19 protein-coding genes and 2 other annotated features are annotated in these 25456 nt (G+C 53.9%); all 19 genes read left to right on the forward strand.

What is annotated here, in order from left to right; genetic code table 11:
* Positions 1 to 13: 13 nt before the first annotated feature.
* The 19 genes from lon (at position 14) to DWY25_RS10935 (ending at position 25361) form a co-directional block, all read left to right on the forward strand.
* The gene (gene lon / locus DWY25_RS10845; RefSeq protein WP_117895248.1) at positions 14 to 2332 is read left to right on the forward strand and encodes an endopeptidase La; all 2319 of its coding nucleotides are present in this window, start codon (positions 14 to 16) and stop codon (positions 2330 to 2332) included.
* Positions 2333 to 2935, forward strand: coding sequence for a ribosome biogenesis GTP-binding protein YihA/YsxC (yihA, locus tag DWY25_RS10850; protein ID WP_117895249.1), 603 nt, complete (start codon positions 2333 to 2335; stop codon positions 2933 to 2935).
* A gap of 75 nt (positions 2936 to 3010) precedes the next feature.
* Positions 3011 to 3787, forward strand: coding sequence for a LysM peptidoglycan-binding domain-containing protein (locus DWY25_RS10855; RefSeq protein ID WP_117895250.1), 777 nt, complete (start codon positions 3011 to 3013; stop codon positions 3785 to 3787).
* Between the two features lie 192 nt (positions 3788 to 3979).
* Positions 3980 to 4648, forward strand: coding sequence for a DJ-1/PfpI family protein (locus DWY25_RS10860; protein WP_117895251.1), 669 nt, complete (start codon positions 3980 to 3982; stop codon positions 4646 to 4648).
* Positions 4649 to 4770: 122 nt separating this feature from the next.
* Positions 4771 to 4978: a binding site (T-box leader), on the forward strand.
* Between the two features lie 55 nt (positions 4979 to 5033).
* Positions 5034 to 7643, forward strand: a complete 2610-nt coding sequence (locus tag DWY25_RS10865; RefSeq protein ID WP_117895252.1) for a valine--tRNA ligase — start codon at positions 5034 to 5036, stop codon at positions 7641 to 7643.
* Positions 7644 to 8172: 529 nt separating this feature from the next.
* Positions 8173 to 8727 carry a dihydrofolate reductase family protein gene (locus DWY25_RS10870; RefSeq protein ID WP_117895253.1) on the forward strand — a complete coding sequence of 185 codons (555 nt, stop codon included), beginning with the start codon at positions 8173 to 8175 and terminating at the stop codon, positions 8725 to 8727.
* A gap of 86 nt (positions 8728 to 8813) precedes the next feature.
* Positions 8814 to 9767, forward strand: a complete 954-nt coding sequence (locus DWY25_RS10875) for an alpha/beta hydrolase (protein WP_117895254.1) — start codon at positions 8814 to 8816, stop codon at positions 9765 to 9767.
* 208 nt (positions 9768 to 9975) lie between these two features.
* Positions 9976 to 12609: a pyruvate, phosphate dikinase gene (gene ppdK, locus DWY25_RS10880; protein WP_117895255.1), complete on the forward strand. Its 2634-nt coding sequence runs from the start codon at positions 9976 to 9978 to the stop codon at positions 12607 to 12609.
* Positions 12610 to 12688: 79 nt separating this feature from the next.
* Entirely contained in the window at positions 12689 to 13474 is a 786-nt protein-coding gene (locus DWY25_RS10885) for an aspartate dehydrogenase domain-containing protein (protein WP_117895256.1), read from the forward strand.
* Between the two features lie 65 nt (positions 13475 to 13539).
* Positions 13540 to 14049 carry a hypothetical protein gene (locus tag DWY25_RS10890; protein ID WP_117895257.1) on the forward strand — a complete coding sequence of 170 codons (510 nt, stop codon included), beginning with the start codon at positions 13540 to 13542 and terminating at the stop codon, positions 14047 to 14049.
* Between the two features lie 54 nt (positions 14050 to 14103).
* Positions 14104 to 14844: a hypothetical protein gene (locus DWY25_RS10895; RefSeq protein WP_147336685.1), complete on the forward strand. Its 741-nt coding sequence runs from the start codon at positions 14104 to 14106 to the stop codon at positions 14842 to 14844.
* Positions 14845 to 14919: 75 nt separating this feature from the next.
* Positions 14920 to 15126 (forward strand) — a binding site (T-box leader).
* Between the two features lie 45 nt (positions 15127 to 15171).
* Positions 15172 to 16914, forward strand: coding sequence for a threonine--tRNA ligase (gene thrS / locus DWY25_RS10900; RefSeq protein WP_220412941.1), 1743 nt, complete (start codon positions 15172 to 15174; stop codon positions 16912 to 16914).
* Positions 16911 to 17873, forward strand: a complete 963-nt coding sequence (locus DWY25_RS10905; RefSeq protein WP_117895259.1) for a substrate-binding domain-containing protein — start codon at positions 16911 to 16913, stop codon at positions 17871 to 17873. Before thrS ends, DWY25_RS10905 begins: the two co-directional genes overlap by 4 nt.
* 150 nt (positions 17874 to 18023) lie before the next feature.
* Positions 18024 to 19460 carry a beta-Ala-His dipeptidase gene (gene pepD, locus DWY25_RS10910; RefSeq protein ID WP_181981791.1) on the forward strand — a complete coding sequence of 479 codons (1437 nt, stop codon included), beginning with the start codon at positions 18024 to 18026 and terminating at the stop codon, positions 19458 to 19460.
* Between the two features lie 41 nt (positions 19461 to 19501).
* Complete coding sequence (locus DWY25_RS10915) at positions 19502 to 20266, forward strand: class I SAM-dependent methyltransferase (RefSeq protein ID WP_117895261.1); 765 nt, start codon at positions 19502 to 19504, stop codon at positions 20264 to 20266.
* 122 nt (positions 20267 to 20388) lie between these two features.
* Positions 20389 to 21144 carry an ABC transporter permease gene (locus tag DWY25_RS10920; RefSeq protein WP_006059210.1) on the forward strand — a complete coding sequence of 252 codons (756 nt, stop codon included), beginning with the start codon at positions 20389 to 20391 and terminating at the stop codon, positions 21142 to 21144.
* Between the two features lie 43 nt (positions 21145 to 21187).
* Positions 21188 to 21682 (forward strand): NADH-quinone oxidoreductase subunit NuoE family protein, encoded by a 495-nt coding sequence (locus DWY25_RS10925; protein ID WP_006059211.1) that lies wholly within the window; start codon positions 21188 to 21190, stop codon positions 21680 to 21682.
* A gap of 21 nt (positions 21683 to 21703) precedes the next feature.
* Positions 21704 to 23590 (forward strand): NADH-quinone oxidoreductase subunit NuoF, encoded by a 1887-nt coding sequence (gene nuoF / locus DWY25_RS10930; protein ID WP_181981792.1) that lies wholly within the window; start codon positions 21704 to 21706, stop codon positions 23588 to 23590.
* A 16-nt stretch (positions 23591 to 23606) separates the two neighbouring features.
* A complete protein-coding gene (locus DWY25_RS10935; protein WP_117895262.1) occupies positions 23607 to 25361 on the forward strand; it encodes an NADH-dependent [FeFe] hydrogenase, group A6 in 1755 nt (584 codons plus the stop codon).
* The last annotated feature ends 95 nt before the right edge of the window (positions 25362 to 25456 follow it).

Below are 25456 nucleotides of genomic sequence, written 5' to 3' on the forward strand. Positions count from 1 at the left end.
AAGGAGGGTGTCAATGAACAACGAAAAAATGGAAATCAGTGTTCCGGTCATCGCTACACGAGGAATCATTGTTTTTCCCCAGCAGGACATCATGATTGAGGTCGGCCGGGAAAAGAGCATTCGTGCCGTTGAGGAAGCAGAAGAAAAGTTCGATGGTCATGTCTGGCTCGTCTGCCAGAAAGACATCATGGTTGACAATCCTGCTCCTTCAGATCTCTACACGTTCGGCACGCTGTGCCGGATCAAAAATATCCGCCGTAAAGAAGGCTTTATGCGGATTACCTTCAGCGGCCTGGAACGGGCAAAGCTTGTTTCGATTCAGGATGAGGACAGAATGTTTATGGCGACGGTGCTGCCGGTTGCGGATGAAGCCGGCGATAATCTCGAGGAGATGGCTTTAATCCGCCGGGTGGCTAAGGAATTCGAGAACATTGCGTCCAGCGCCAACAATTTCCCGCCGGAGATCATTGCGCAGCTGACCAAGGGCGTTTCCGCCCCGACGCTGTCCGATCAGTTCGCGCAGTATTTCCCGCTGCCTTTGGAAAAGAAGCAGGTGCTGCTGGAGACGTTGAACGTCAACGAACGGCTGATGATGATCATCCAGGAGCTGGAAAAAGAAAAGCAGCTGTCCGACATTGAAAACAACATCAATGAAAAAGTCAAGGAGCGGATCGACGAATCGCAGAAGGAATACTATCTGCGCGAGAAGCTCCGCGCGATTAAAGAAGAACTGGGCGATGTGTCCAATCAGAGCGACGATTCCGAGGAACTGCGCCGGATGATCGAGGAAAATCCATATCCGGAAGCGATCAAGGAAAAGGCCCGGGAAGAACTGGCGCGGTATGAAATGCTGCCGGGGGCATCCGGGGAAGCCGGGGTTGTGCGGACTTATCTCGACTGGCTCTTAGGCGTGCCGTGGTGGCAGGAAACCGAAGATAACGAAGACCTCAAGCTGGTGCAGCAGCGCCTGGACGAGGATCATTTCGGTCTGGAAAAGGTCAAGAACCGGATCATGGAATACCTGGCAGTCAAGCAGATGACCCATTCGCTGAACGCGCCGATTCTGTGTCTGGTCGGGCCGCCGGGCGTCGGGAAGACGTCGCTGGCGAAGTCTGTGGCCAGAGCGCTGGACCGGAAGTTTGTCAAGGCGTCGCTGGGCGGCGTGCGCGATGAAGCGGAAATCCGCGGTCACCGCCGGACGTATTTAGGCTCGCTGCCGGGCCGGATCATTCAGGGAATGAAGAAGGCCGGCGTCGTCAATCCGGTGTTCCTGATCGACGAAATCGACAAGATGGCCAGCGATTACAAGGGCGATCCGTCCAGTGCGATGCTGGAAGTGCTGGATCCGGAACAGAACAAGCTGTTCTCCGATAACTATCTGGAAGAACCGTACGATCTGTCGAAGGTCATGTTTATCGCGACCGCCAACACGCTCGACACAATTCCGGCGGCGCTGCGCGACCGTTTGGAAATCATCGAACTGTCCTCGTACACCGAGGTGGAAAAGGTCAGCATCGCGAAGGAGCATCTGATCCGCAAGCAGGCTGAAATCAACGGTCTGAAGGCGAGTCAGTTTAAATTGGGCGAGGAAGAGCTGATTTATCTGATCCGTCATTACACCCGGGAATCCGGCGTGCGTCAGTTGGAGCGGGTGATCGCTTCGCTGTGCCGCAAGAGCGTTCTGGCGATCATGAAGGATGGCAAACGTTCAGTCAAGATCACGAAGAAGCTGATCGTGGAGTGGCTGGGCAAAGAAAAGTTTGAATACGGCGTCAAGGAGAAAAAGGATCAGATCGGCGTGGTAACCGGTTTGGCCTATACGTCCTTCGGCGGCGATATCCTGCCGGTCGAGGTCACTTACTTCGACGGGAAGGGCAAACTCATCGTCACCGGTCAGCTGGGCGACGTCATGAAGGAATCGACGGAGATCGCGCTGGACTATGTCAAAAGCAAAGCTGTCGAATTCAAGATTGATCCGGCATTCTTCGATAAACACGATATCCACATCCATTGTCCGGAAGGCGCAGTGCCGAAGGATGGGCCGAGCGCCGGCGTTACGCTGACCACGGCGTTGGTTTCCGCGATCACCCGGATGCCGGTTCATGCGAATCTGGCAATGACGGGTGAAGTTACGCTGCGCGGCAACGTGCTGCCGATCGGCGGTCTGCGTGAGAAATCGCTGGCGGCGCACCGCAGCGGCATCTCGACGGTGATCATTCCGAAGAATAACGTCAAGGATCTTGACGAAGTTCCGGAAATTGTTAAGAATGACATTCATTTCATTCCGGTCGAAACGGTCGACCAGGTTATTCAGGAAGCGCTGGTTCGCTAAATGGAGATCAGGGAAGCCGAGCTTATCGTCAGCGCGCCGTCCAAGGCACACTGGCCTGAAAGCGAACTGCCGGAGATCGTGCTGGCCGGCCGCAGCAACGTCGGCAAATCCTCGCTGATCAACACGCTGTGCGGCCGCAAGGCGCTGGCCTATGTCGGCAACACCCCGGGCAAGACACGGTTGTTGAATTTCTTCGATATCGATCACCGCTTCATGTTCGTCGATGTGCCTGGCTATGGGTTTGCCAACGCATCCAAGCAGATGCTGATCCAGTTCGGCGAAATGATGGAGGACTATTTCTCCAGTCGTTCACAGCTAAAAGGTCTGATTCTCTTAGTTGATATGCGGCACGCGCCGACGGAGGACGATATCACGATGGCGGACTATGCCCGTTATTATGAAATTCCGTTTGTAGTTGCCGCGACGAAACTGGACAAAGTGCCGCGCTTTCAGCAAAACAAACAGATCAACGTCATCGCCAAGGCTCTGGCCTGCGCGCCGGAAGCGATCATTCCGTTCTCTTCCATCACGAAGCAGGGCCGGGAAGAACTGCTGGAAGCGATTGACGCCTTATTCAATCCAGAAGAGCCTGAATCCGAGTGATTCGGGCTTTTTTCATATTTTCCTCGGTTTGGCATACACTGAAATTGAAGCAGGAATGCTGGGGAGGAACCATAGATGAAACCAATGAAAATTGAGAAACGACTGGAGCTCAGCCGTCCGGTCGATCAAATTCTGCAATGCCAGATCACCAACGAGATTCAATATCATACCGAGGCCGACGGGATCCGGGCTTTAGGCTCCTTATGGGTCAAGGGGCAGGCGGCCGATGAACAGGGCGCTTATCCGCTGAACGAAGAAATCACGCTGGACGTCCTGGCGCCCTTGGATAAGCTGCAGGATCCATCGCAATTCCGGATCCGGCTGCATCATTACGACGCCCGGATCGAAAGCCGCGAGATGATCGTGACGATTTATTTGAATGTATACGGCATGAAAGAAGAACGGGCGACCTCAATTCTGGAAGTTCAGCCGGAGAAACGAGAACCGGAGCCGTCACTGCTGCCGGAGATTTCACAGACCGCGGCAGAAAGCGCGGAACTGACTCCACCGGCGGCTGAAGAACCGGCTGACGCTCCGATCATTCCGGCCTCGGCGCCTGTGCAGGAGAAAGAGGCGTTGGCTGCGGAGGGACCGGCTGTCAAAGAAAATACGGTCATGGATGAAGAAACGAACGATCCGGCGGAAGCGGCCGTCAACGAGGACGTTGGAGAAATTGAAGATTTGTTTGACGATGCGGAGAATGTCATCGTGACCAGCCGGTATATGCTGGCACAGATCAACGATACCTATGCTTCGATTGCCCAACGCTACGGGGTGAATGAAAAGCAGTTGATCGCCGTCAATCACAACAAGCCGCTGGAGGAAAAGACGCTGATTCTGCTGCCGCTGTAAGTGGTCAATCTGCAAGCTGCCAATCATGGTTGTAAGGAGGACTGGACGCAGTCCTTTTTTCTGAATTTGAGTAAAATCAGAACAAAACCGGAGTTATCTGTCTTTTTAACAAGAACGAAAAGAAGGAAATAGCTTGCGATTCAGCTGAAATTCAGATACAGTGAAGTAAACAAGACAAGGGAGGGGTATTGAATGAAAAAAACAGCAGTCATGATCTACCGGGCATTTTGCATGCAGGAGATCAGCTGCCTGGCCGATTGGTTAGCCGGATTGGGTAAACCGATGATCGTCTGCGCAGCGGATCATCAACCGGTAAAAACGGAAGAAGGCTTTACCGTGTTGCCCGAGTTCAGCTATGATGAAGTCAACCTTGACGAGATCGACTGCCTGATTCTTCCCGGTATCAGCGAATTCCCGGAAGTGTTGAAGGATCAGTGCCAGCTGGACTTTTTAGCCCGGTTCAAGGAGCGGCCGGATATTCTGATCGCATCGATCTCCGTGTCCCCGGTTTTATTAGCGGCGGCAGGTTTGTTAGAGGGGATTTGTTACTGCGGCGGATTTTATCAGGAAGTGCTGGATGATCTGCCGTTTATGGAAAAAGAAAATTTCCGCTTTGAGCCGATCGTCGTTGAGGGCAACATCATGACGGCGTTCGGCGGGGCGTTCCGTGAGTTTGCCTTAGCGGTGATGGAAAAACTGGGCTTCGAAGTGCCGGCGGATACTTTCGGCCCGCTGGCTGAAAACTGGACTAGGGATAAGCTGAACTTCACGATGGAGTCGGAGGTTGAAAAAACGTATTGGAAAAACGCGCTGGCGATGCTGAAACGGGAATGCCCGCAGTTTTTTGAGAAGCGCGGCTGAACTTTTCGCCTAGCACGTCGTTGGTTTGCTTTTTCGATGTATTCCAGCTTTTTTCCTTTCCTTAGATGTCGGAATTCGTTGAAATTCGATTGACAAGCGTGGATCCAATGCCTATAATAAAGCCATCTACGTTGAACGGAAGAAGTAGCGGCTTTGGGAAATCAGAGAGCTCCCGGAGGGTGCAAGGGAGTCAGAAAAAGCAGTGAAAAGTCGTCCGGAAGTTGATTTTCTGAATTTAAGTAGGAAGATCCGAATGCCGTCGTTACCGGTGAAAGCGCATCTTTGAAGAAAGATGAAGTAAGGTGGTACCGCGCGTGAAGCGTCCTTGTTGCAGGGCGCTTTTTTTGTTCAACGAAAGAAAAATAAAAAACAGGAGGAAGAACTGATGAAAAAGGAACTGGCCCCGAAATATAACCATCTGGATGTGGAACAGGGCTATGACAACTGGATCAAAGAAGGCTATTTCACAGCCGGCGACAAAAGCAAGGATCCGTTCTGTATCGTGATCCCGCCGCCGAATGTTACCGGCAAGCTGCACCTGGGACATGCCTGGGATACGACGCTGCAGGATATTATCGCCCGTTACAAGCGGATGCAAGGCTACGACATGCTTTGGGTTCCAGGCATGGACCACGCTGGCATCGCAACGCAGGCGAAGGTGGATGAGCGCCTAAAAAAAGAAGGCGTTTCCCGCTATGATCTGGGCCGTGAGAAATTTCTGGAACGGGCTTGGGACTGGAAGGAAGAATATGCCGGGCATATTCGTCAGCAGTGGGCGAAGATGGGCCTGTCGCTGGATTACACCCGCGAGCGTTTCACACTGGACGAAGGCTTAAGCAAAGCCGTCGCCAAGGTTTTTGTCGATTACTACAACGACGGCCTGATCTATCAGGGCGAGCGGATTATCAACTGGGATCCGGCGGCCAAGACGGCGCTGAGCAACATCGAGGTTATCCATAAGGAAACCGAAGGCGCGATGTATACGTTCAACTACAAGGTCGTTGAAACCGGCGACTGCTTCCAGGTTGCGACGACCCGGCCGGAAACGATGTTCGGCGATGTTTGCGTCGTTGTGCATCCGGACGATGAACGGTTTAAGCATCTGATCGGCCTGCACGCCGTCAACCCGGCAAACGGGGATGAACTGCCGATCATCGGCGACGACTACATCGACATCGAATTCGGAACCGGCGCGATGAAATGTACGCCGGCCCACGATCCAAACGACTTCGCGATTGCGGAACGCCACCATCTGCCGCGGATCATCTGCATGAATCCGGACGCGACGATGAACGAACGCTGCGGTGAGTTTGAAGGCATGGATCGCTTCGAATGCCGCAAACAGCTGACGGAAAAAATCCGTCAGGAAGGCAATTTGATCAACATCGAGAAACATATCCATCAGGTCGGCTATTCCGAACGGACCGACGTCATCGTCGAACCGATGCTTTCCAAGCAGTGGTTTGTCCGCATGAAGCCGCTGGCCGAGGATGTTCTGAAGCATCAGGAATTGGCTGAGGAAAAGATCAACTTCTACCCGCCGCGTTTTGAAAAGACCTTCACGCAGTGGCTGGAAAACATTGAGGACTGGTGTATCTCCCGCCAGCTGTGGTGGGGCCACCGGATTCCGGCCTGGTATCATAAGGAAACCGGCGAGATTTACGTCGGCACGGAAGCGCCGCAGGATCTTGAAAACTGGAATCAGGACGAGGACGTTCTGGATACCTGGTTCTCCAGCGCACTGTGGCCGTTCTCGACGCTGGGCTGGCCGGATAAGACGCCGGATCTGGAACGTTATTATCCGAATGACGTGCTGGTCACGGGCTATGACATCATTTTCTTCTGGGTCGCCCGGATGGCGTTCCAGGCCCGCTACTTTACAAAGTCCCGGCCGTTTAAGGATGTTCTGATCCACGGCCTGATCCGCGACGCCCAGGGCCGCAAAATGTCGAAATCGCTGGGCAACGGCGTCGATCCGATGGATGTCATTGCCAAGCACGGCGTCGACAGCCTGCGCTTCTTCCTGACGACCAATTCCACGCCGGGTCAGGATATGCGCTACATTGAGGAAAAGCTGGAAGCGTCCTGGAACTTCATCAACAAGATCTGGAATGCGTCCCGTTTCGTCATGATGAACATGCCGGAGGATTTCACGCTCGAGGACATCGACCTCAGCACGCTGTCGATCACTGACACCTGGATTCTCAACCGGTTGAATGAAACGATTGCCTCGGTGACCGCCAACATGGACAAGTATGAGTTCGCACTGGTCGGCAACGAGCTGTACAGCTTTATCTGGGATGATTTCTGCAGCTGGTATATCGAATTAAGCAAAGCTGGATTGAACAGCGAGGATGCCCAGGTCAAGCGGGCGACCCAGTCGACGCTGATCGTCTGCCTGCGCGCGATCATCCGTCTGCTTCATCCGTTCATGCCGTTTGTCACCGAAGAAATTTACAGCGTCCTGCCGCATACCGAAAAAGCATGCTGCCTGGCGGCCTGGCCGACGCCGGTGGAAGGCCTGGACTTAAGCCATAACGAGGAAGTCGATCAGCTGATTTCCGTTATCAAGACGATCCGTCAGGTCCGTGTCGATTACAATCTGAAGCCGTCCGCGCCGCTGGCGATGACAATCCGGAACGCGCAGAACCAGCCGGTCGCTGTCGACGCTCCGATCGCTTCGATTTATGAGAAGATGTGCAAGGCCAGCTGGAAAGCGGAGCTGGACGGGGAAATGCTCGTCCGTCCGATCTTAGGCGGTTCTTTAAGCATTCCGATGAGCGACGTTGTCGATCTGGAAGAGGAAAAAGCCAAACTGAAAAAAGAAGCCGAGCATCTGAACGCTGAAATCAAGCGTGCGGAAGGCATGCTTTCCAATGAACGCTTTGTCGCTAAGGCTCCGGCTGAGAAAGTCGAAGCGGAACGCAAAAAGCTGGAAACCTATAAGCAGCAGCTGGACATCGTCCAGACCCGCTTGCGGGAAATTGAGAAATAAACGCTGTCAAAAAAATCTCAGCTTTCATGCAGAATTACCAAGTACCCGGTCCACAGACCGGGTTTTCTTGCGAAACGATCGAGTTCAAAAGTGTCTGAAACGCAGTACAAAGGCGTGTTTATGCAGAGGATGCGCGATCCCGCGAACGACGGAATTCTCGGTTTGATCTGCCCGACAGAGATGACTAACTTTGATGTGTTGCTTGACGCTGTAATCAGATGCAGAAAAAATAAATGGTGAGGTTAAAGCGACACGTTTTAGGTTCAGCACTTCCTTGCTCGAAAGTTTTCGATAAGTGATAAGCGGTGAAAGAGCCGCAGCATTTCAGAATAAAAGCTGAAACGCCGCGGTTTTTCTGTGATTTGATCGCGCAAAGATAAAAAATCGGTTAAGCTATAGACAGAAGACAGAAGACAGAAGACAGAAGACAGAAGACAGAAGACAGAAGACAGAAGACAGAAGATGGAGATATTGAAATCGGGATAACGGAAAGGGTCATAAGCGATGGCGCTTATCAGAAAGGAAAAATATGGCAGAAAGAAAAATTATTTTAAATCTGGCGGTGAGTTTGGATGGCTATATCTGCGATCCGGAGGGTGGTTTCGCCTGGATCAGCGGTCAGGGAGACCGTCGGCTGGACACAGTTCCTCATTACGACATCGAAGCTTTTGCCAGCCAGGTCGACGTGATTGTGATGGGCCGAAAAGCTTATGAGGACTGCGGGCTGGACTTTGTCGCAGAGCCGCAAACCAAACAATTCTGGATCGCCTCCTCCAAGCCGCTGGCTTTAGAGCCGCCAGCCCGGTGGATCAGCGGGGATCTGGTCGCTTCGGTGCTGGCGCTGAAAAAACAGCCGGGCAAGGATATCTGGCTGTTCGGCGGGGCTGGCGTAACGGATCCCTTTATTCGAGCCGACGCTGTTGACGAATATATCATCGGGATTATTCCGATTCTGCTGGGGCAGGGCCGGCGGTTATTTCATGAAGGCTTCGCATCGATCGCGCTGCATCTGGAACAGTTCTGGATTGATGACGGCGTCGTGGTGATGCGCTATCGCCGCCGCGGCGAGACTTTGGGGAAGTGACAAAATCTGCGAACTGTCGGAATGGGGATAGTAAAAGATGCGGCAGGCGGTAGGAAGTCATGGTATAATAGGAACGGGTGATAACCATGAAAACAAAAACGAAATTGATGATTGCGGCCGGCGCCGCCGCAGGCGCGGCTGCCAGCTATTACGGCGTCTGCGAACTGGCGTATAACCGGTTTATCCGCCGCGGCCCAAAATTCTTTGCGATGGGTCCGCAGGAGGACGCGTTGACTGAAGAACAGCGGGCGGAACACCGGCAGCGCCAGGAAGCGGTGCAGAGCTGGTTTGCGGCCAGTCAGGTGCAGGATCTGACGCTGACTTCTTTTGACGGGCTGCGGCTGCACGCAACCCAGATTCTCAACCATCCCGACAGCGACAAATGGATCGTGATGGCGCATGGCTACGGCGCGGACAGTCTGGCGCTTTTGCCGAGAGCGAAAACGTTTGACGAAGCCGGCTTTAACGTGCTCCTGCCGGATCTGCGCGGGCATGGGTTAAGCGAGGGGGATTATGTCGGCATGGGCTGGAATGACCGGCGCGACCTGATCGCCTGGACGGACCGCATCGCAAGCGAGCATCCGACCAGCCAGATCGTCTTGTTTGGTCTGTCAATGGGCGCGTCCGCGGTGATGATGGCCTGCGGCGAAGAAGATCTCAGCGATCATGTTGTCTGCGCGATTGAGGACTGCGGCTATACCAGCATCCCGGCGATTGCGGAAAAGCAGGTGCGCAGTGCGTTTGGAATCGCAACCCAGCCGGTTCTGATCGGGCTGTCAACCTTGATCAAAATGCGCTGCGGTTACTCTGTTTGGGAAGCCAGCGCGGTGGAGCAGCTGCGGCAGTGCCGTGTTCCGATGTTGTTTATCCATGGCGAAGAGGACGATTTTGTTCCGTATGACATGGTGTTCGAAAATTATTACGCGTGCGCCAGCGAAAAAGAGCTGTACACCGTACCGGCGGCCGGACATTGCGAAGCCTATCGCAGCCCGCATTATGACGAGCGGCTGTTCCGTTTTATCCGCCGTTTTCTGCGCTAAGCAGGCAAACAACCCTTGAATTTGAAAAAAAGTTTAAATTTGAAAAAAGCCTAACAGACCAGTTCTGAAAGGCTTTTTTGTCATTTTAAGGGAATCTGGTAAGACCAAATATATGTAAACGTTTACAAAAACTATGGAAATTCCTGGTCAGTTCCGCTATAATAAGTCTATGAAAGTTGGCTGGAAAATACGCCTATAAGGAGGAACAATGAGCGAAAAATATGTTTATCTTTTCTCTGAAGGAAATGGTAAAATGCGCGAACTGCTCGGCGGAAAAGGGGCAAATCTGGCAGAAATGACCAATTTGGGCATGCCGGTTCCGCAGGGCTTTACCGTTACGACGGAAGTCTGCACACGTTACTATGAAGACGGAGAAAAAATTGCGCCGGAGATTACGGAGGAAATCAACCGCAATCTGAAAACGCTGGAAGAAATGACAGGCAAGAAGATGGGCGATAAGGAAAACCCGCTGCTGGTTTCCGTTCGTTCGGGCGCCCGCGCATCCATGCCGGGCATGATGGATACGATCCTGAACCTGGGCATTAACGATGAAGTCGTCGAAACGATCGCGGCAAAGACGGAGAATCCGCGCTTTGCTTACGATAGTTACCGGCGTTTCATTCAGATGTTCTCGGACGTCGTCATGGGCTTGCCGAAAAGCAAGTTTGAAGTGATCATCGACGAACTCAAGGACCGCAAGGGCGTTAAGCTCGATACGGAACTGGATGCGGACGATATGAAGGAAATGACTGCGCGTTTCAAGGAATTCTACAAGGAAAATCTGAACGAGGACTTCCCGCAGGATCCGAAAGAACAGATGATCCGCGCCGTTGAAGCGGTATTCCGTTCCTGGAATAATCCGCGTGCGATTTACTACCGCAAAATGAACGATATCCCGGGTTCCTGGGGAACAGCCGTCAACGTCCAGATGATGGTGTTTGGCAACATGGGCAACACCTGCGGCACCGGCGTCGCGTTTACGCGTAACCCGGCGACCGGCGAAAATAAACTGTTCGGAGAATTCTTAATGAACGCGCAGGGTGAAGACGTCGTCGCGGGAATCCGTACACCGCAGACGATCGACGAATTAAAAGAAGTCATGCCGGATGCATACAACAGCTTCGTGGAGATCTGCGGCAAGCTGGAAAAGCATTACCGCGATATGCAGGACATGGAATTCACGATTGAAAATGGCAAGCTGTTCATGCTTCAGACCCGAAACGGCAAGCGTACCGCGGCTGCAGCGTTAAAGATTGCCTGCGATATGGTGGCGGAAGGCCTGATTACAAAAGACGAAGCGCTGATGATGGTCGAACCGAAGGCATTGGACGCCTTGCTGCACCCGCAGTTTGATCCGGCTGAATTGAAACAGGCGCATCTGATTGCCAGCGGCCTGCCGGCTTCGCCGGGAGCGGCCTGCGGTCAGGTTGTCTTCAGTGCGGAAGATGCGATCACGGAAGCCAACAAGGGCAAAAAAGTCGTGCTGGTTCGTCTGGAAACCTCGCCGGAAGACATCGAAGGCATGAACGTCGCTCAGGGGATCCTGACTGTTCGCGGCGGCATGACCTCGCATGCGGCGGTTGTCGCGCGCGGCATGGGACGCTGCTGTGTCTCCGGCTGCGGTGAAATCGACATCCATGAAGAAGAAAAAACCTTTACTGTCGGCGGTCACACTTATAAAGAGGGCGACTGGATTTCGTTAGACGGTTCGACCGGCAATGTTTACGGCGAAGCCGTGAAAACAGTTCCGGCGCAGATCTCCGGCGATTTTGAAACGTTTATGAAATGGGCGGATGAACGCCGCGTGCTGCAGGTCAGAACGAACGCTGACACGCCTAAGGATGCGAAGCAGGCTGTCGCTTTCGGCGCTCAGGGCATCGGCTTAGTCAGAACAGAACACATGTTCTTTGATTCCAACCGCATTAAAGCAATGCGGGAAATGATTGTTTCCTCCACGGAAGAACAGCGCCGTGCGGCTTTGGCGAAACTGCTGCCGATGCAGCGTTCCGACTTTGAAGGCATCTATGAGGCGATGGAAGGCCGTCCGGTCACGATCCGTTATCTGGATCCGCCTTTACATGAATTCCTGCCGACTTCCTCGTATGACATCGCGACGCTGGCTCAGGACATGAACCTGAATATCGACGATCTCAAGAGCATCATTACTTCGCTCCATGAGTTCAACCCGATGATGGGTCACCGCGGCTGCCGTCTGGCGATCTCCTATCCGGAAATCGCAGAAATGCAGACGCGCGCAGTCATTGAAGCGGCGATTAACGTCAACCGCAAACATCCGGATTATCACATTACGCCGGAAATCATGATTCCGCTGGTTGGCGATGTCAACGAACTGAAATATGTCAAGAATATCGTCACCAAGGTTGCGGATGAAATCATCAGCGCTTCCGGTATCGAAATGAAATACATGGTCGGCACGATGATCGAAATCCCGCGGGCCGCTCTGTTAGCGGATGAGATCGCGGAGGAAGCGGAGTTCTTCAGCTTCGGCACCAATGATTTAACGCAGATGACATTCGGCTTCTCGCGTGATGACGCCGGCGGATTCCTGTCGCATTATTACGACAAGAAGATTTACGAGCAGGATCCGTTTGCCCGTCTGGATCAGCATGGCGTTGGCAAGCTGGTCGCGATGGCGGCAGAGCTGGGCCGTAAGACCCGCCCGAACATCAAGCTGGGCATCTGCGGCGAACACGGCGGCGATCCAAGCTCGATCGAATTCTGTCACCGCGTCGGACTGAACTATGTTTCCTGCAGTCCGTACCGTGTCCCGATCGCCCGCTTGGCCGCAGCGCAGGCAGCGATTAAGAACGATAAAAATTAATTTAAGGAAGAGCAGAGAAAATGTCTCTGCTCTTTGCTTCATAGAAGCTCAATCATACAGGGAATCAAAGGAGAAGAACATGAAAACAAAATTTGCGATTTTAGGGGCTGGCAAGCTGGGCAGCATTGTGGCGCGGGCCTGGAAAGCCGGCAAGATGCCGGAATATGAACTGGTCGGCATTCTCAGCCGGACGGCGGATTCCGCTCAAGCCTTGGCGGAGGAGGTCGGCGTGGCCTGGACAACCCAACTGGAGGAGCTGCTGAGGTGGAAACCGCAGATCGTTGCCGAAGCGGCTTCCGTCGAGGCCGTGAAAGCCAATGCGATCGCGGTTTTACAAGGCGGAGCGGATTTCGTCACGCTGGCGATCGGGGCGTTTGCGGACGCTGATTTTTATGAAGAAGTGCAGGCGGTGGCGCGCGCGGCCGGCCGCAAGGTTTACATCGCTTCCGGCGCGATCGGGGGTTTTGATTTAATGCGCACCGCGGCTGTGATGAGTCCGATCGAAGCCTCCATCACTTCCGAGACCGGACCGCAGTATCTGCGCACAACGCCGGTCTATCGTGAAGAAATGGCGGCCAGCGAAACGACGCTGACTGCTTTTGAAGGCAGCGCTAAGGAAGCGATCGCTCTGCTTCCCCGCCGGGTGAACGTCGCTGTAGCCACGTCGCTGGCCACCAATGGGCCAGAGCATACCGGCGTGAAGATCGAGAGTACGCCGGGCTTTATCGGCGATACCCATACGATCCGGGTGGAAGGCGAGGAAATCAAGGCGGAAATTGCGATCTATTCCCGCACCAGTGCAATTGCCGGCTACAGCGTTGTGGCTTTGCTTAACAACATCGCCTCCCCGATTCAGTTCCAGTAGTTTTTCCTTCCCAGCAGGTATAAATCGGAAAAAAACGCCGAGAATACTGGCAGGAGGAATCAATAATGAAAAAAACAATTCTGCGGTATGCTGCGGTCTGCTTGGGATTTGCTTTGATTTTGGGCGGCTGCAGCAGAAACAACAATTCAACCACACCCACGCCGTCGATGACCCCTTCGGCCTCGCCGGAAAGCTCGATGACACCGACGGAAACGGTGGAACCGATTGCCAGCATTCAGGATGTTCTGGATCACTTCCAGAATAACAATTACACCTTCAACCAGGTGACGCCGATTGAAAACACGGATTTCAACGCGCTGGAAGGCACCTCGTTTCAATACAACGATCAGGTCTATTACCTTTATCGTTTTGATCCGGCCAACGAGGAAAGTCAGAAAATGCTGAACTATGCGAGTCAGAACGGCCGGATGAAGGTCAACGCTAACGGTCAGGAAACCGAATACTACGCGTATGTCAACGGCAATACAGCTTTGATCTACGACAGTAAGGAAATGATCGAAGACCTGAAGGAAATCTATTCGCAATACCGCAATTCCACAATGCAGGGTCAATAAGACTCTGCCTTTTCTTTCCCGTGATATAATGAAGGCAGAAGGGCAGGGATGACGATGCGCAGAAAAGGAAGCTTTATTGCGGCATTGCTTGCGATGATGGTGATGCTGAGCGCTTGCGGCTGGCTGGATCAGCTGTGGATTCTGGCCAAGACGAGCCGGGCGCTGACGACGATGGAATCCGTGACCGCAGACATCACGATTGAGGCTGAAGGTAAGGCTGGCAACCGCTATCTATGGCTGCCCTATCATGTTGCCGGGCAGGGCGTGCTGCAGGGACGAAAGGAAGAACCCGCGGTCAAGCTGGATTTGCGCTGGCAGGGCGGCAGCGGCGTGCTTCAGATTCCGCTGCATGTTCAAGCTCAGTGGCGCTGGCAAGAGGACCGCTGGCAAAAGTATGATCTGAATCAGAAACAATGGGTTGATCAGCCGGGAGCTAAACCAGCCTTGCCGGATTGGAAAGCCATTCTGGCTGTTTTAAAAGCCGGCCGCTGGTCGATGCAGGAAACGATCGGGAACGTCCGCTGTGCTGAGGTCAGTCTGACGTTGGATGCGGTTTCAGCCGCGGCTTTTTTCAGAGAATGGGGTCTGGAAGATCCGATCGCCGCAATGATCGAAAGTCAAAAAACGCTGACTGTTCGGTTTGCGGTAAAGGAGGAAACCGGGGAACCCGTCCGCTTAACGCTGGACAGCGGCGGAACGGAGGAACTTTCCGGCAATTTGTCGATGACGCTGGATCAGCTGCATATCCAGGCTGATTTTTCACAGATCGATCAAACGACCTGGGTGCAGCCTTAAACCCGTTCATCGTTCTGAATTTCTGGAAAAAATTCATTTCCATTGACAAGGCGGGAAAACCGGTGTATAAAAGAGGTACATACAAAGACCAGGACATGATCGTTTCAGAACTTGGATCAGAGAGGTTTCCGGAAGGTGCGAGGAAGCTGAAAAGGGAAATGGTTACCGCCTGCGAGTATCGCTTTTGAAAAAGCGACGATTCTCATCGTTATTGAGCTTGAGTGCCTGTTTCATGAAAGAAACAGGAAATAAGGTGGTACCGCGTTGAACAACGTCCTTAATCAAGGGCGTTTTTTTGTGGTCTTAGAAAAACAGGAGGAAGGAACTATGATCAACATCAAAGAAGACGAGCATCTGCATGTGCTCAACCACAGCTGTGCGCATTTGTTGGCGCAGGCTGTCAAACATCTGTATCCGCACGCAAAGTTCTGGGTTGGACCAGTGATTACCGACGGCTTTTACTACGACATCGACTTGGGCGACGATGTGCTGCATGAAGAAGATCTGGCGAAAATTGAAAAAGAAATGAAGAAGATCGCCAAGGATGGCAAGCGTATTGTCCGGCATGAAATCTCGAAAGCGGAAGCGCTGGAGATGTTCAAGGACGATCCGTACAAGCTCGATCTGATTGGGCACATGGACGAGGACGATACGGTGATCAGCTGCTACTCCCAGGGGGATTTTACCGATCTGTGCCGCGGCCCGCATGTCGAGAGCGTCAAGGAGCTGAAGCATTTCAAGCTGTTGAAAGTCAGCGGTGCGTACTGGAAGGGCGATGCCAACAACAAGATGCTGCAGCGGGTTTACGGCATCTGCTTTGATACCGACGAGGAAGTTCAGAACTATCTGAATTTCCTGGAAGAAGCGAAGAAGCGCGATCACAAGAAATTAGGCCGCGAGCTGGATCTGTTTATGATGAGCGAGTATGGCCCGGGGTTCCCGTTCTTTTTACCGAACGGCATGATCCTGCGCAATGTGCTGGAAAACTACTGGTACGAAGAACACACTAAGGAAGGCTATCAGTTCATCAAGACGCCGATCATGCTTTCCAAGGAATTGTGGGAGCTGAGCGGACACTGGGCAAATTACAAGGAAAACATGTATACGACGATGATCGACGACCGCGAGTTTGCGATCAAGCCGATGAACTGCCCGGGCGGAATGCTTGTGTATAAAAACGGTCTGCATTCCTATAAAGATCTGCCGTTGCGCGTCGGCGAGCTGGGACAGGTCCACCGTCACGAAGCCAGCGGTGCCTTGAACGGATTGTTCCGCGTCAGAACGTTCACTCAGGACGATGCGCATATCTTCATGCGCGAGGATCAGATCGAGAGTGAAGTCGTCCGGCTGATCAACTTCATCGACCGTGTGTATTCGGTGTTTGGCTTAAGCTATGAAATCGAGCTGTCGACACGGCCGGAAAAGAAATATATCGGATCGATTGAAATCTGGGATAAAGCGGAGGCGGCGCTGGAAGCGGCGTGTCATGCAGCGGGCAAGGCCTGCAAGATCAATCCGGGCGACGGTGCGTTCTACGGACCGAAGCTGGACTTCCATTTAACGGACAGTCTGGGACGGGTCTGGCAGTGCGGCACGATCCAGCTGGATATGAATCTGCCGGAACGCTTCGATCTGACTTATGTCGACGCGGACGGTTCCAAGAAACGTCCGATCATGCTGCACCGCGTCATCTTCGGCTCGATCGAGCGCTTTATCGGCATTCTGATCGAACATTACGCCGGTGCTTTCCCGATGTGGCTGGCGCCGCAGCAGGTCGTCATCGTACCGGTGCATCATGAACGGCATCTGGACTATGCGAAAGAATTGGAAGCGATGTTGTTGGCCAAGGGCGTGCGCGTGAAGGTCGACGGCCGCAACGAAAAGCTGGGCTACCGCGTTCGTGAAGCGCAGACGCATAAGATTCCGATGCAGATTGTCGTCGGCGACGGCGAGGTTGAAAACAACACGGCGACGGTTCGCCGGTATGGCAAGAAAGACTCCGTGACGCTCAGCAAAGAGGAACTGCTGGAAAGCATTCTCAACGAAATTGAAACGAAGGCGCGCGTATGAAGAAATGGCTTTGTTTCCTCAGCGTTCTTGCGCTGACGGCAGGGTGCGCCGCCAATCCTAAAACACCCGAAACAACTCCGGAAACATCGCCGGAGCCGACTGCGGAAACCACGCCGGCTTCCTTGTCAATCCTGGGTCCGACCGGGGCTCCGGCGCTGGCCTTGATCGCGCCGATGAAGGCGGGACAGGATGTGACGCTTGTCGACGGTACGGATGTGCTGCAGGCCGCGTTCGTCAATCCGAATCCGGAATATGACGTGATCGTCGCGCCGAGCAATCTGGGTGCGAAGCTGGCCGCCAATGGCAAGACAACCTACCGGATGGAAAGCGTCTTAACCTGGGGAAATCTGTATCTGGTCGCGGCGGATGAAGCGGCCTTGGAAAACGCGGGTGTCTTTGCGGCTTTCGGCGAGGGTGCGGTACCGGGCAAGGTGCTGGAAACAGTTTTGCAGGCTAATCCGGTTACGCCGGAAATCACCTGGTATGCCAGTGTGGCGGAAGTCCAGGGCGCTATGCTGGCGGGGAAAGCCGACGTAGCGCTGATGGCGGAGCCGGCGGCGACGGCGACAATCGCCAAGGCGAAGGAGAAAGGTCAGGAGCTGAAGATCGTCATGGATCTGCAGGAACAATGGAAGACGGCTACCGGAACCCAGGGCTATCCGCAGGCGGCGCTGTTTGTCCGTCAGGATCTGCCGGAAGAAAAGAAAGCAGCCGTTGAAACCATGCTGCAGTCGATGCGCGATTATCTGGATCAGGCGGAACAGGATCCGTCGATCGTCGAAGCGGATATTAAAACACTGGGCGCTCAGACGCTGGGCGTGCCTGGCAGTGCTGTGATCGCTAAGACGTGGACGCGGATGAATCTCAACATCGTTAACGCACAGGAAGTCCAGAGCGAACTGGAATCCTTCCTCACGCTGTTTGAGATTACGGAACTCGCGGGCATACTGGCGGAATAAAACAAAAGATTCACTGAGAGAAGGTCAAGCCGGCCTTCTTTTTTTATGGATTGTAAAAATTTTGTTAAGAAAAGAAATAATTTTCAGAATATGTTGAAAACGAATGAAACCAAGCGATATAATAGAAATCAGAGAAAGGGTGGTACACCAATGACGATGGACTTAAACGAACGGATTTTTTATTACTTTAACGAACTGACAAAGATCCCGCACGGATCTCGTAACGAAAAACAGCTGAGCGACTGGCTCGTTCAATTTGCGAAGGATCACGGCCTGCGCTGGATTCAGGATGAGATGAACAATGTCATCATTTATAAAGCCGGCACCGCCGGTCTGGAAAAGGCGGGCGCGGTGATTCTGCAGGCGCATATGGACATGGTCTGCGAGAAGGAAGCGGACGTGGATTTTGACTTTGAAACGCAGGCGTTGAATACCTATGTGGAAGACGGCTGGCTGAAAGCCCGCGGCACGACGCTGGGGGCGGACGACGGCGTGGGCGTCGCGATGATGCTGGCGCTTCTGGAAGCGGACCAGAAACCGCATCCGCCGCTGGAATGCGTGTTCACAGTCATGGAAGAAATCGGTCTCAATGGCGCGCAAGGGTTAAAGAAAGACTATTTTACGGCGAAACGGATGATCAACATGGACTGCGGAGGCGAAGATAAAACCGTGGTTTCCACCGCGGGCGGGTTAGTCTGTACGATGACGATGGTGCGGCCGCAGGAAAGATTTGAAGGCAGCGGCTGGAAATTGACAGTTTCCGGACTGAAAGGCGGACATTCCGGTTCGAATATCGATAAAGAGCTGGGCAATGCGAACAAAATCGCGGTCCGCTGTCTGCGGGAGCTGGTCAAAAACGAGCTGGAGGTCTGGATCGCGGATTGGGACGGCGGCAATAAGGACAACGCAATTCCGCGCGATTGCTGGATTCGGTTCGCCAGCCAGGATTCACGCAAGGTCCAGAAGTGTGTCGAGCAGGTAGCGGAACAGGTGAAGGCGGAGCTGAAGGCCAGCGATCCGGATGTTGCCATTACATTGGAAGCCGATTCCACGATCAGCGCGGTTTACTCCGCACAGGATTCGAAAGCATTCATCAATTTCATCACCGTCCTGCCAAGCGGTCTGCGCGCCAAAAGCATGGCAATTCCGGGCCTGACCTGGGCTTCAGAAAACCTGGCTTCGATCAAGCGGCGCGGATCCAGTCTGATCGTCACGATCTCGATGCGTTCAGCGCAAAAGAGCTGGATTGAAAAAATGAGCGATGAACTGACGATTCTGGCGGGATTGTATGGCTGGACCTGCAGCTTTGCTAACGGCTATCCAGCATGGGATTATTGTGAAAAGAGCGCGATGCGGCAGAAGCTGGCGGCCCTGGTTCAACAGAAAACCGGGAAGGAATTAAAAACGGAAGCCGGCCATGGCGGTACGGAATGCGGCGTGTTCTGCGAGATGATTCCGGGGATTGATATCGTGACGATCGTACCGGAAGCCAGCGGCGCGCATACGCCGCAGGAAAAGCTGAACCTGGAGTCGTTTAAACGGACATACGACCTGCTTTGCGAGCTGTTGGCAAGCTTGGAAGATTAACGCTTCATTCTGATTAGTTTTTGCTTGGCAGGGGGACGCGTATGGATCTGGATCTGATTTACGATTATTTTGACGAGGAACATCGCTTAACCGCGACGCCCGCCCGCAGCATTGAACTGTTGACGACGAGAATGCAGATTGCGAAAGTGCTGAAACCGGGAATGCAGATTCTGGATGTGGGGGCTGGAAGCGGAGCCTACAGTCTGGCTTATGCCCAGGAGGGCTATGCGGTCACCGCGGTGGAACCGGTGAAAAAGCACTGTGCGCTCATGAAGGCGAAACGCCGGCCGGCCATGGATCTGACGATCCTGGAAGGCAACGCGCTCGATCTGACGATGCTGGAAGCCGCTTCGTTCGACGTCGTCCTGTGTTTGGGACCGCTCTATCATCTTGAGCATGAAGCGCAGCGGACACGCTGTCTTGAACAGGTGCTTCACGTGCTGAAACCCGGCGGATCCGCGTTCTTCGCTTTTATCAATAACGATATGGTGTTCATAACGGAAGCGATGGTCTACAATCCGGATTTTCTGGACAACGGCCGGTATGACCGCAGCACGTTTAAGGTGGCGGATATCCCGTTTGTTTTTCTGACGCTGGATCAGGTTCGCCGCTGGCTGGATACGCTCGGCTGGAAACCGGCTCAGGTTTTCGCTGCGGACGGCATGGCCGAGCTGTTGGCGGACAAAGTGAACACGCTGAGCGCCGAACAGTTTCAGCAATGGCTTGCGTTTCACTGGGCGATGTGCGAGAAACCGGCGATGCTGGGCGCGAGTAATCATGTTGTTTTCAGGCTGGATAAAGTGTGAAAAATATCGCAAAAGGGCGGAGCTGACCGCCTTTTTTGTGCATTGATTCGCAAGGTCGGGAAAGGGCGAAAAATGGGAAATAAAGATAGCGTTTTCATTCAGACTGATGATATAATAAATCCATGAGAAAACAGCGAACCGGTTTGAAAAAAGAACAGTTCCTTACGATCGTGATCCTGATGATCCTCTGGCAGCTGCTGGCGCTGAGCGTCAATAACGACATTTTGATCCCGATGCCTCTGGACGTGGCGCGGCGGATGCTTGCGGATGTATCGCAGCCGGCCTTCTACGCGCAGACGCTGAGCACTCTGGGACGGATGCTCAAAGGCTTTGGAATTTCGCTGATCCTCGCGTTGGTCTGCGGGTTTGCGGCGGCGATGCAGCCGGTGATCCGGCGCTTGATCGAACCGCTTGAGGTGATCGTTAAAACGATTCCCAATTTGTCCTACATTATGATTTTCCTGATCTGGCTGGGCAGCGAAGGCAGTGTCATGGTTACCAGCTTCTGCGTGCTGTTCCCGGTCTTTTATACGGCAGTTTTGTTAAGCCAGGATCTATTGGACAGCGAGCTGCAGGATGTGCTGCGCTGCTACCCGGAAAGATCGGTGTCTGTTTTCTGGAAAGTGCGTCTTCCGCAGGCTTTGCCGCATCTGTTGGCGGCGATGAAAACCGGCTTCGGCTTAGGCTTGCGGGTCTGCGTCATGGCGGAGGTGCTGACGCAGGTGAGAATTGGAATCGGCCGGCAGATGTCGTATGCGGCGCGGATCGCGCTGGATATGACGGGTCTGTTCGCCTGGACGCTGTGGATTATTCTGATCAGCGCGGCGGCGGACGGCTTGTTCAGCTGGCTGCAGAAAAAGGTTGAATCATCCCTGTGATGTTTTCAATATAGAAACCCAAATAACACGTGGAGGTGAAAGGATGGGGAAACTCAACGAACAGTCGGTGCAGGTCATCGATCGGATCGTCGATCGGCATCGCGGCCGGCCGGGACCGGTGAAGCTGATGCTGCACGACGTCCAGAAAGAGCTGGGCTATATTCCGTTTGAAGCAATGGAGAAAATTGCCGCAGCGTCAGGTGTTTCAGCCGCTGAGGTGTATGGCGTCGTCACGTTCTATACGCAGTTTACGACCGAACCGAAGGGCAAGCATGTCATCAATGTGTGCATGGGCACAGCCTGTTATGTCAAAGGATCGGCGGATTTACTGCAGCGGATTTGCGATCTGACCGGAACGAAGGTTAATCAGACGAGCGCCGACGGTCTGTTTTCGCTCGATGCAACGCGCTGCCTGGGGGCATGCGGATTAGCGCCGGTAGCGATTCTGGACGATCAGGTATACGGCAACGCGACCAGCTCCACCGCGCTGGAGGACCGGATCAAAGCGATCATTAAAACCGAGTCCGGCGTTCAGTAAAAGAAGAAAGAGGAGAAGCACATGAAATCATGGAATGAACTTCGCGAACTCCGGGCGAGCGCGGCGAAGGAAATCGCATTGCGCAATCCAGGAGCTTCGGCTGCTGCGGGGCCAGAACGGCTGCATGTTTTAGTCTGTGCCGGCACCGGATGCACATCGTCATCTTCGGCGCTGATCATGGAGCAGATGCAGCAGCAGTTAACCGCCCGTGGTCTGGATCAGGAAGTCCGCGTCATCAAGACCGGCTGTTTCGGCCTGTGCCAGAAAGGTCCGATCGTTGCGGTCTATCCCGATAAAATTTTCTACTGTCATGTCAAACCGGACGATGTCGGTGAGATTATCGAACAGCACTTCATCGGCGGGCAGCCGGTAAAACGGCTGGAGATGAACGACATTGATGAAATCACGCAGGAAAAGATCTTTGATATCGACAAGATCCGCTTCTATGCCAAGCAGCAGCGGATCGCGTTAAAAAACTGCGGTCAGCTCGATCCGGAGAATATCCGCGAATATATCGCCCGCGACGGCTATGAAGCACTGGCGAAAGCGCTGCATGAAATGCAGCCGCAGGAAGTGATCGACGAAATTAAGAAATCCGGCCTGCGCGGCCGCGGCGGCGGGGGCTTCCCGACCGGTGTGAAATGGCAGTTTGCGGCAGATCAGCCGGCGGGCGACAAGTATGTTATCTGCAATGCCGACGAAGGCGATCCGGGCGCGTTTATGGATCGTTCGATTTTGGAAGGCGATCCGCATGCCGTCTTGGAAGCAATGGCGATCGCGGGCTATGCGATCGGCGCCCAGCAGGGGTATGTGTATATCCGCGCGGAATACCCGATCGCGGTGAAACGCTTGCAGATTGCGATCGAACAGGCGAAGGAACTGGGTCTGTTCGGTGAGCATATTTTAGGCACGGACTTCAGCTTTGATATCGAGATCCGCCTGGGCGCGGGCGCGTTTGTCTGCGGTGAGGAAACCGCGTTGATCCAGTCGATCGAAGGCAAGCGCGGCATGCCGGTGCCGAAGCCGCCGTTCCCGGCGGTCAGCGGCGTCTGGGGCAAGCCGACGATTATCAACAACGTTGAAACCTATGCTAATGTGGCACAGATTATCCTGAAGGGCTCCGGCTGGTTCAGTGCGATCGGCACGGAGAAATCCAAGGGCACCAAGGTCTTTGCGTTAGGCGGTAAAATCGTCAACACCGGACTGGTTGAGATTCCGATGGGCACGACGCTGCGTGAGGTGATTTATGAAATCGGCGGCGGCTGCCCGAACGGCAAGAAGTTCAAAGCGGTCCAGACCGGCGGTCCAAGCGGCGGCTGCCTGACCGTCGAGGATCTGGATACACCGATTGACTTTGACAATCTGATCGCTTTGGGCTCAATGATGGGGTCCGGCGGAATGATCGTTTTGGATGAGGACAACTGCATGGTTGACGTAGCGCGCTTCTACATGGAGTTTATCGTCGACGAATCATGCGGCAAATGTACGCCGTGCCGCGTCGGCACCAAGCGCATGCTGGAACTGCTGACGGATATCTGCGAAGGCCGCGGAACGATGGAAACGCTGGACGAGCTGGAAACGCTGGGCAAGATGATCAAGGATACCGCGTTATGCGGTTTAGGTCAGACCGCCGCCAATCCGGTGCTGTCGACGCTACGCTTATTCCGCGACGAATATGAAGCACACGTCAAAGAAAAACGCTGCCCGGCCGGCGTCTGCAAGAAGCTGCTGCATTACTCGATCGATCCGGAGAAGTGCCGCAAATGTTCAATGTGCGCCCGCAACTGTCCGGTCGGCGCGATCAGCGGCGTTCCGGGCCAGAAACCATATGTGATCGACCACGACAAGTGCATCAAGTGCGGCGCTTGTATGGAGACCTGCCGCTTCGGTGCGGTCAAGCGCGATTAAGGAGGGCCGCGGAAACATGACGAAAATCAATTTAAAGATCAATAATATTCCGGTTCAGGCCGAGCCGGGTTCCACTATTTTGCAAGCGGCGCGGGCCGCAGGCATCCAGATCCCAACGCTCTGTTATTTAAAAGACGTCAACAAGACGGGTGCCTGCCGCGTCTGCACAGTTGAAATCAAAGGCGCGAAAAGCCTGGGCGCCGCGTGCGTGTATCCGGTCAGCGAGGGGATGGAGGTCTTCACCAATTCCCAACGCGCTTTGGAAGCGCGTAAGCACACCGTCGAGCTGATCCTGTCCAACCATTGCGGCGATTGTCTTTCCTGCATTCGCAACCAGAACTGCGAGCTGCAGAAGCTGGCGCAGCAGCTGGGGATCCGCAAGGTGCGTTATGAAGGGGAGAAAACACCGCCGACGTTTGACGAGGTTGCGCCGGGGATTGTCCGCGACACGTCCAAGTGCGTGCTGTGCGGACGCTGCATCGAGACCTGCAAGAAGGTTCAGGGACTGGGCATTCTGAGCTTTATCAACCGCGGCTTCAACACTAAGGTCGCGCCGGTCTTTGATAAGAGCTTCAACGACGTCAACTGTATGCAGTGCGGCCAATGCGTCAACGCCTGCCCGGTCGGCGCTTTGTTTGAAAAAGAAGACATTCACCGCGTCATCGAAGCGCTGAACGATCCGGCGCAGCATGTCGTCGTCCAGACGGCCCCGGCGGTACGCGCGGCGTTAGGCGAGGAGTTCGGCCTGCCGATCGGCACACGGGTTACCGGCAAGATGGCCGCGGCGCTGCGGCGGATCGGGTTTGACCGTGTCTATGATACCAACTATGCCGCGGATCTGACGATCATGGAAGAAGGGCATGAGTTCATTGAACGCGTCCAGCATCAGGGCGTGCTGCCGATGATCACGAGCTGTTCGCCAGGCTGGATCCGGTATTGTGAATTTGAATATCCGGATCTGCTGGAGCATCTGAGTTCCTGCAAGTCGCCGCACATGATGTTCGGCGCGATTCTGAAATCTTATTACGCGCAAACGCATAATCTGGATCCGCGCAAGATCACGGTCGTTTCCATCATGCCGTGCACCGCGAAGAAGGCGGAGGTTGTCCGTCCGGAAATGCGCAAGGATGGCGTGGCGGATGTGGACGTTGTCCTGACGACGAGAGAATTAGGGCGGCTGATCAAGATGTATGGAATCAATTTTGAGAATCTGCCGGATGAAGATTTTGATCAGGATATGTTCGGACAATATTCCGGAGCCGGCGTGATCTTCGGCGCCAGCGGCGGGGTCATGGAAGCAGCGCTAAGAACCGTCAAGGAAACGCTGGAAAACAAACCGCTGGATAGTCTGGACTTCACAGTTGTCCGGGGCATGGAAGGCGTGAAGACGGCGGAGCTGGAGGTCGCGGGGATGCAGGTTAAAGTTGCGGTTGCCTCCAGTATGAGCTGCGCCAAGCCGCTTTTGGATGAAATCCGCGCCGGCACCTCGCCGTATCATTTCATCGAGATCATGGGCTGCCCGGGCGGCTGCATCAACGGCGGCGGTCAGCCGATTATCAACGCTTCAATCCGCAACGGCTTCCGGCCGATTGACTGGAAGAAGGAACGGGCAAAGGCGTTATATGATGAGGATGCGCTGCAGAGCGTGCGTAAATCGCATGAGAATCCGCAGATCATCGCGCTGTATGATCAATTCCTGAAAGAACCGGGAAGTCCGCTGGCGCATGAGCTGCTTCATACGACATATTCCAAAAAAGAACGTTTCAAATAAGATAGTCATTAAGATAAAGCAAAGAGGGAAGGACTTCATGTTTTTCCTTCTTTTGCTTTTTGCGGAGGGAGTGCGGGACATTAAAAAAGATTTTA

This window comes from Holdemania filiformis (assembly GCF_003459085.1).
In the GTDB taxonomy this organism is placed as follows: domain Bacteria; phylum Bacillota_I; class Bacilli_A; order Erysipelotrichales; family Erysipelotrichaceae; genus Holdemania; species Holdemania filiformis.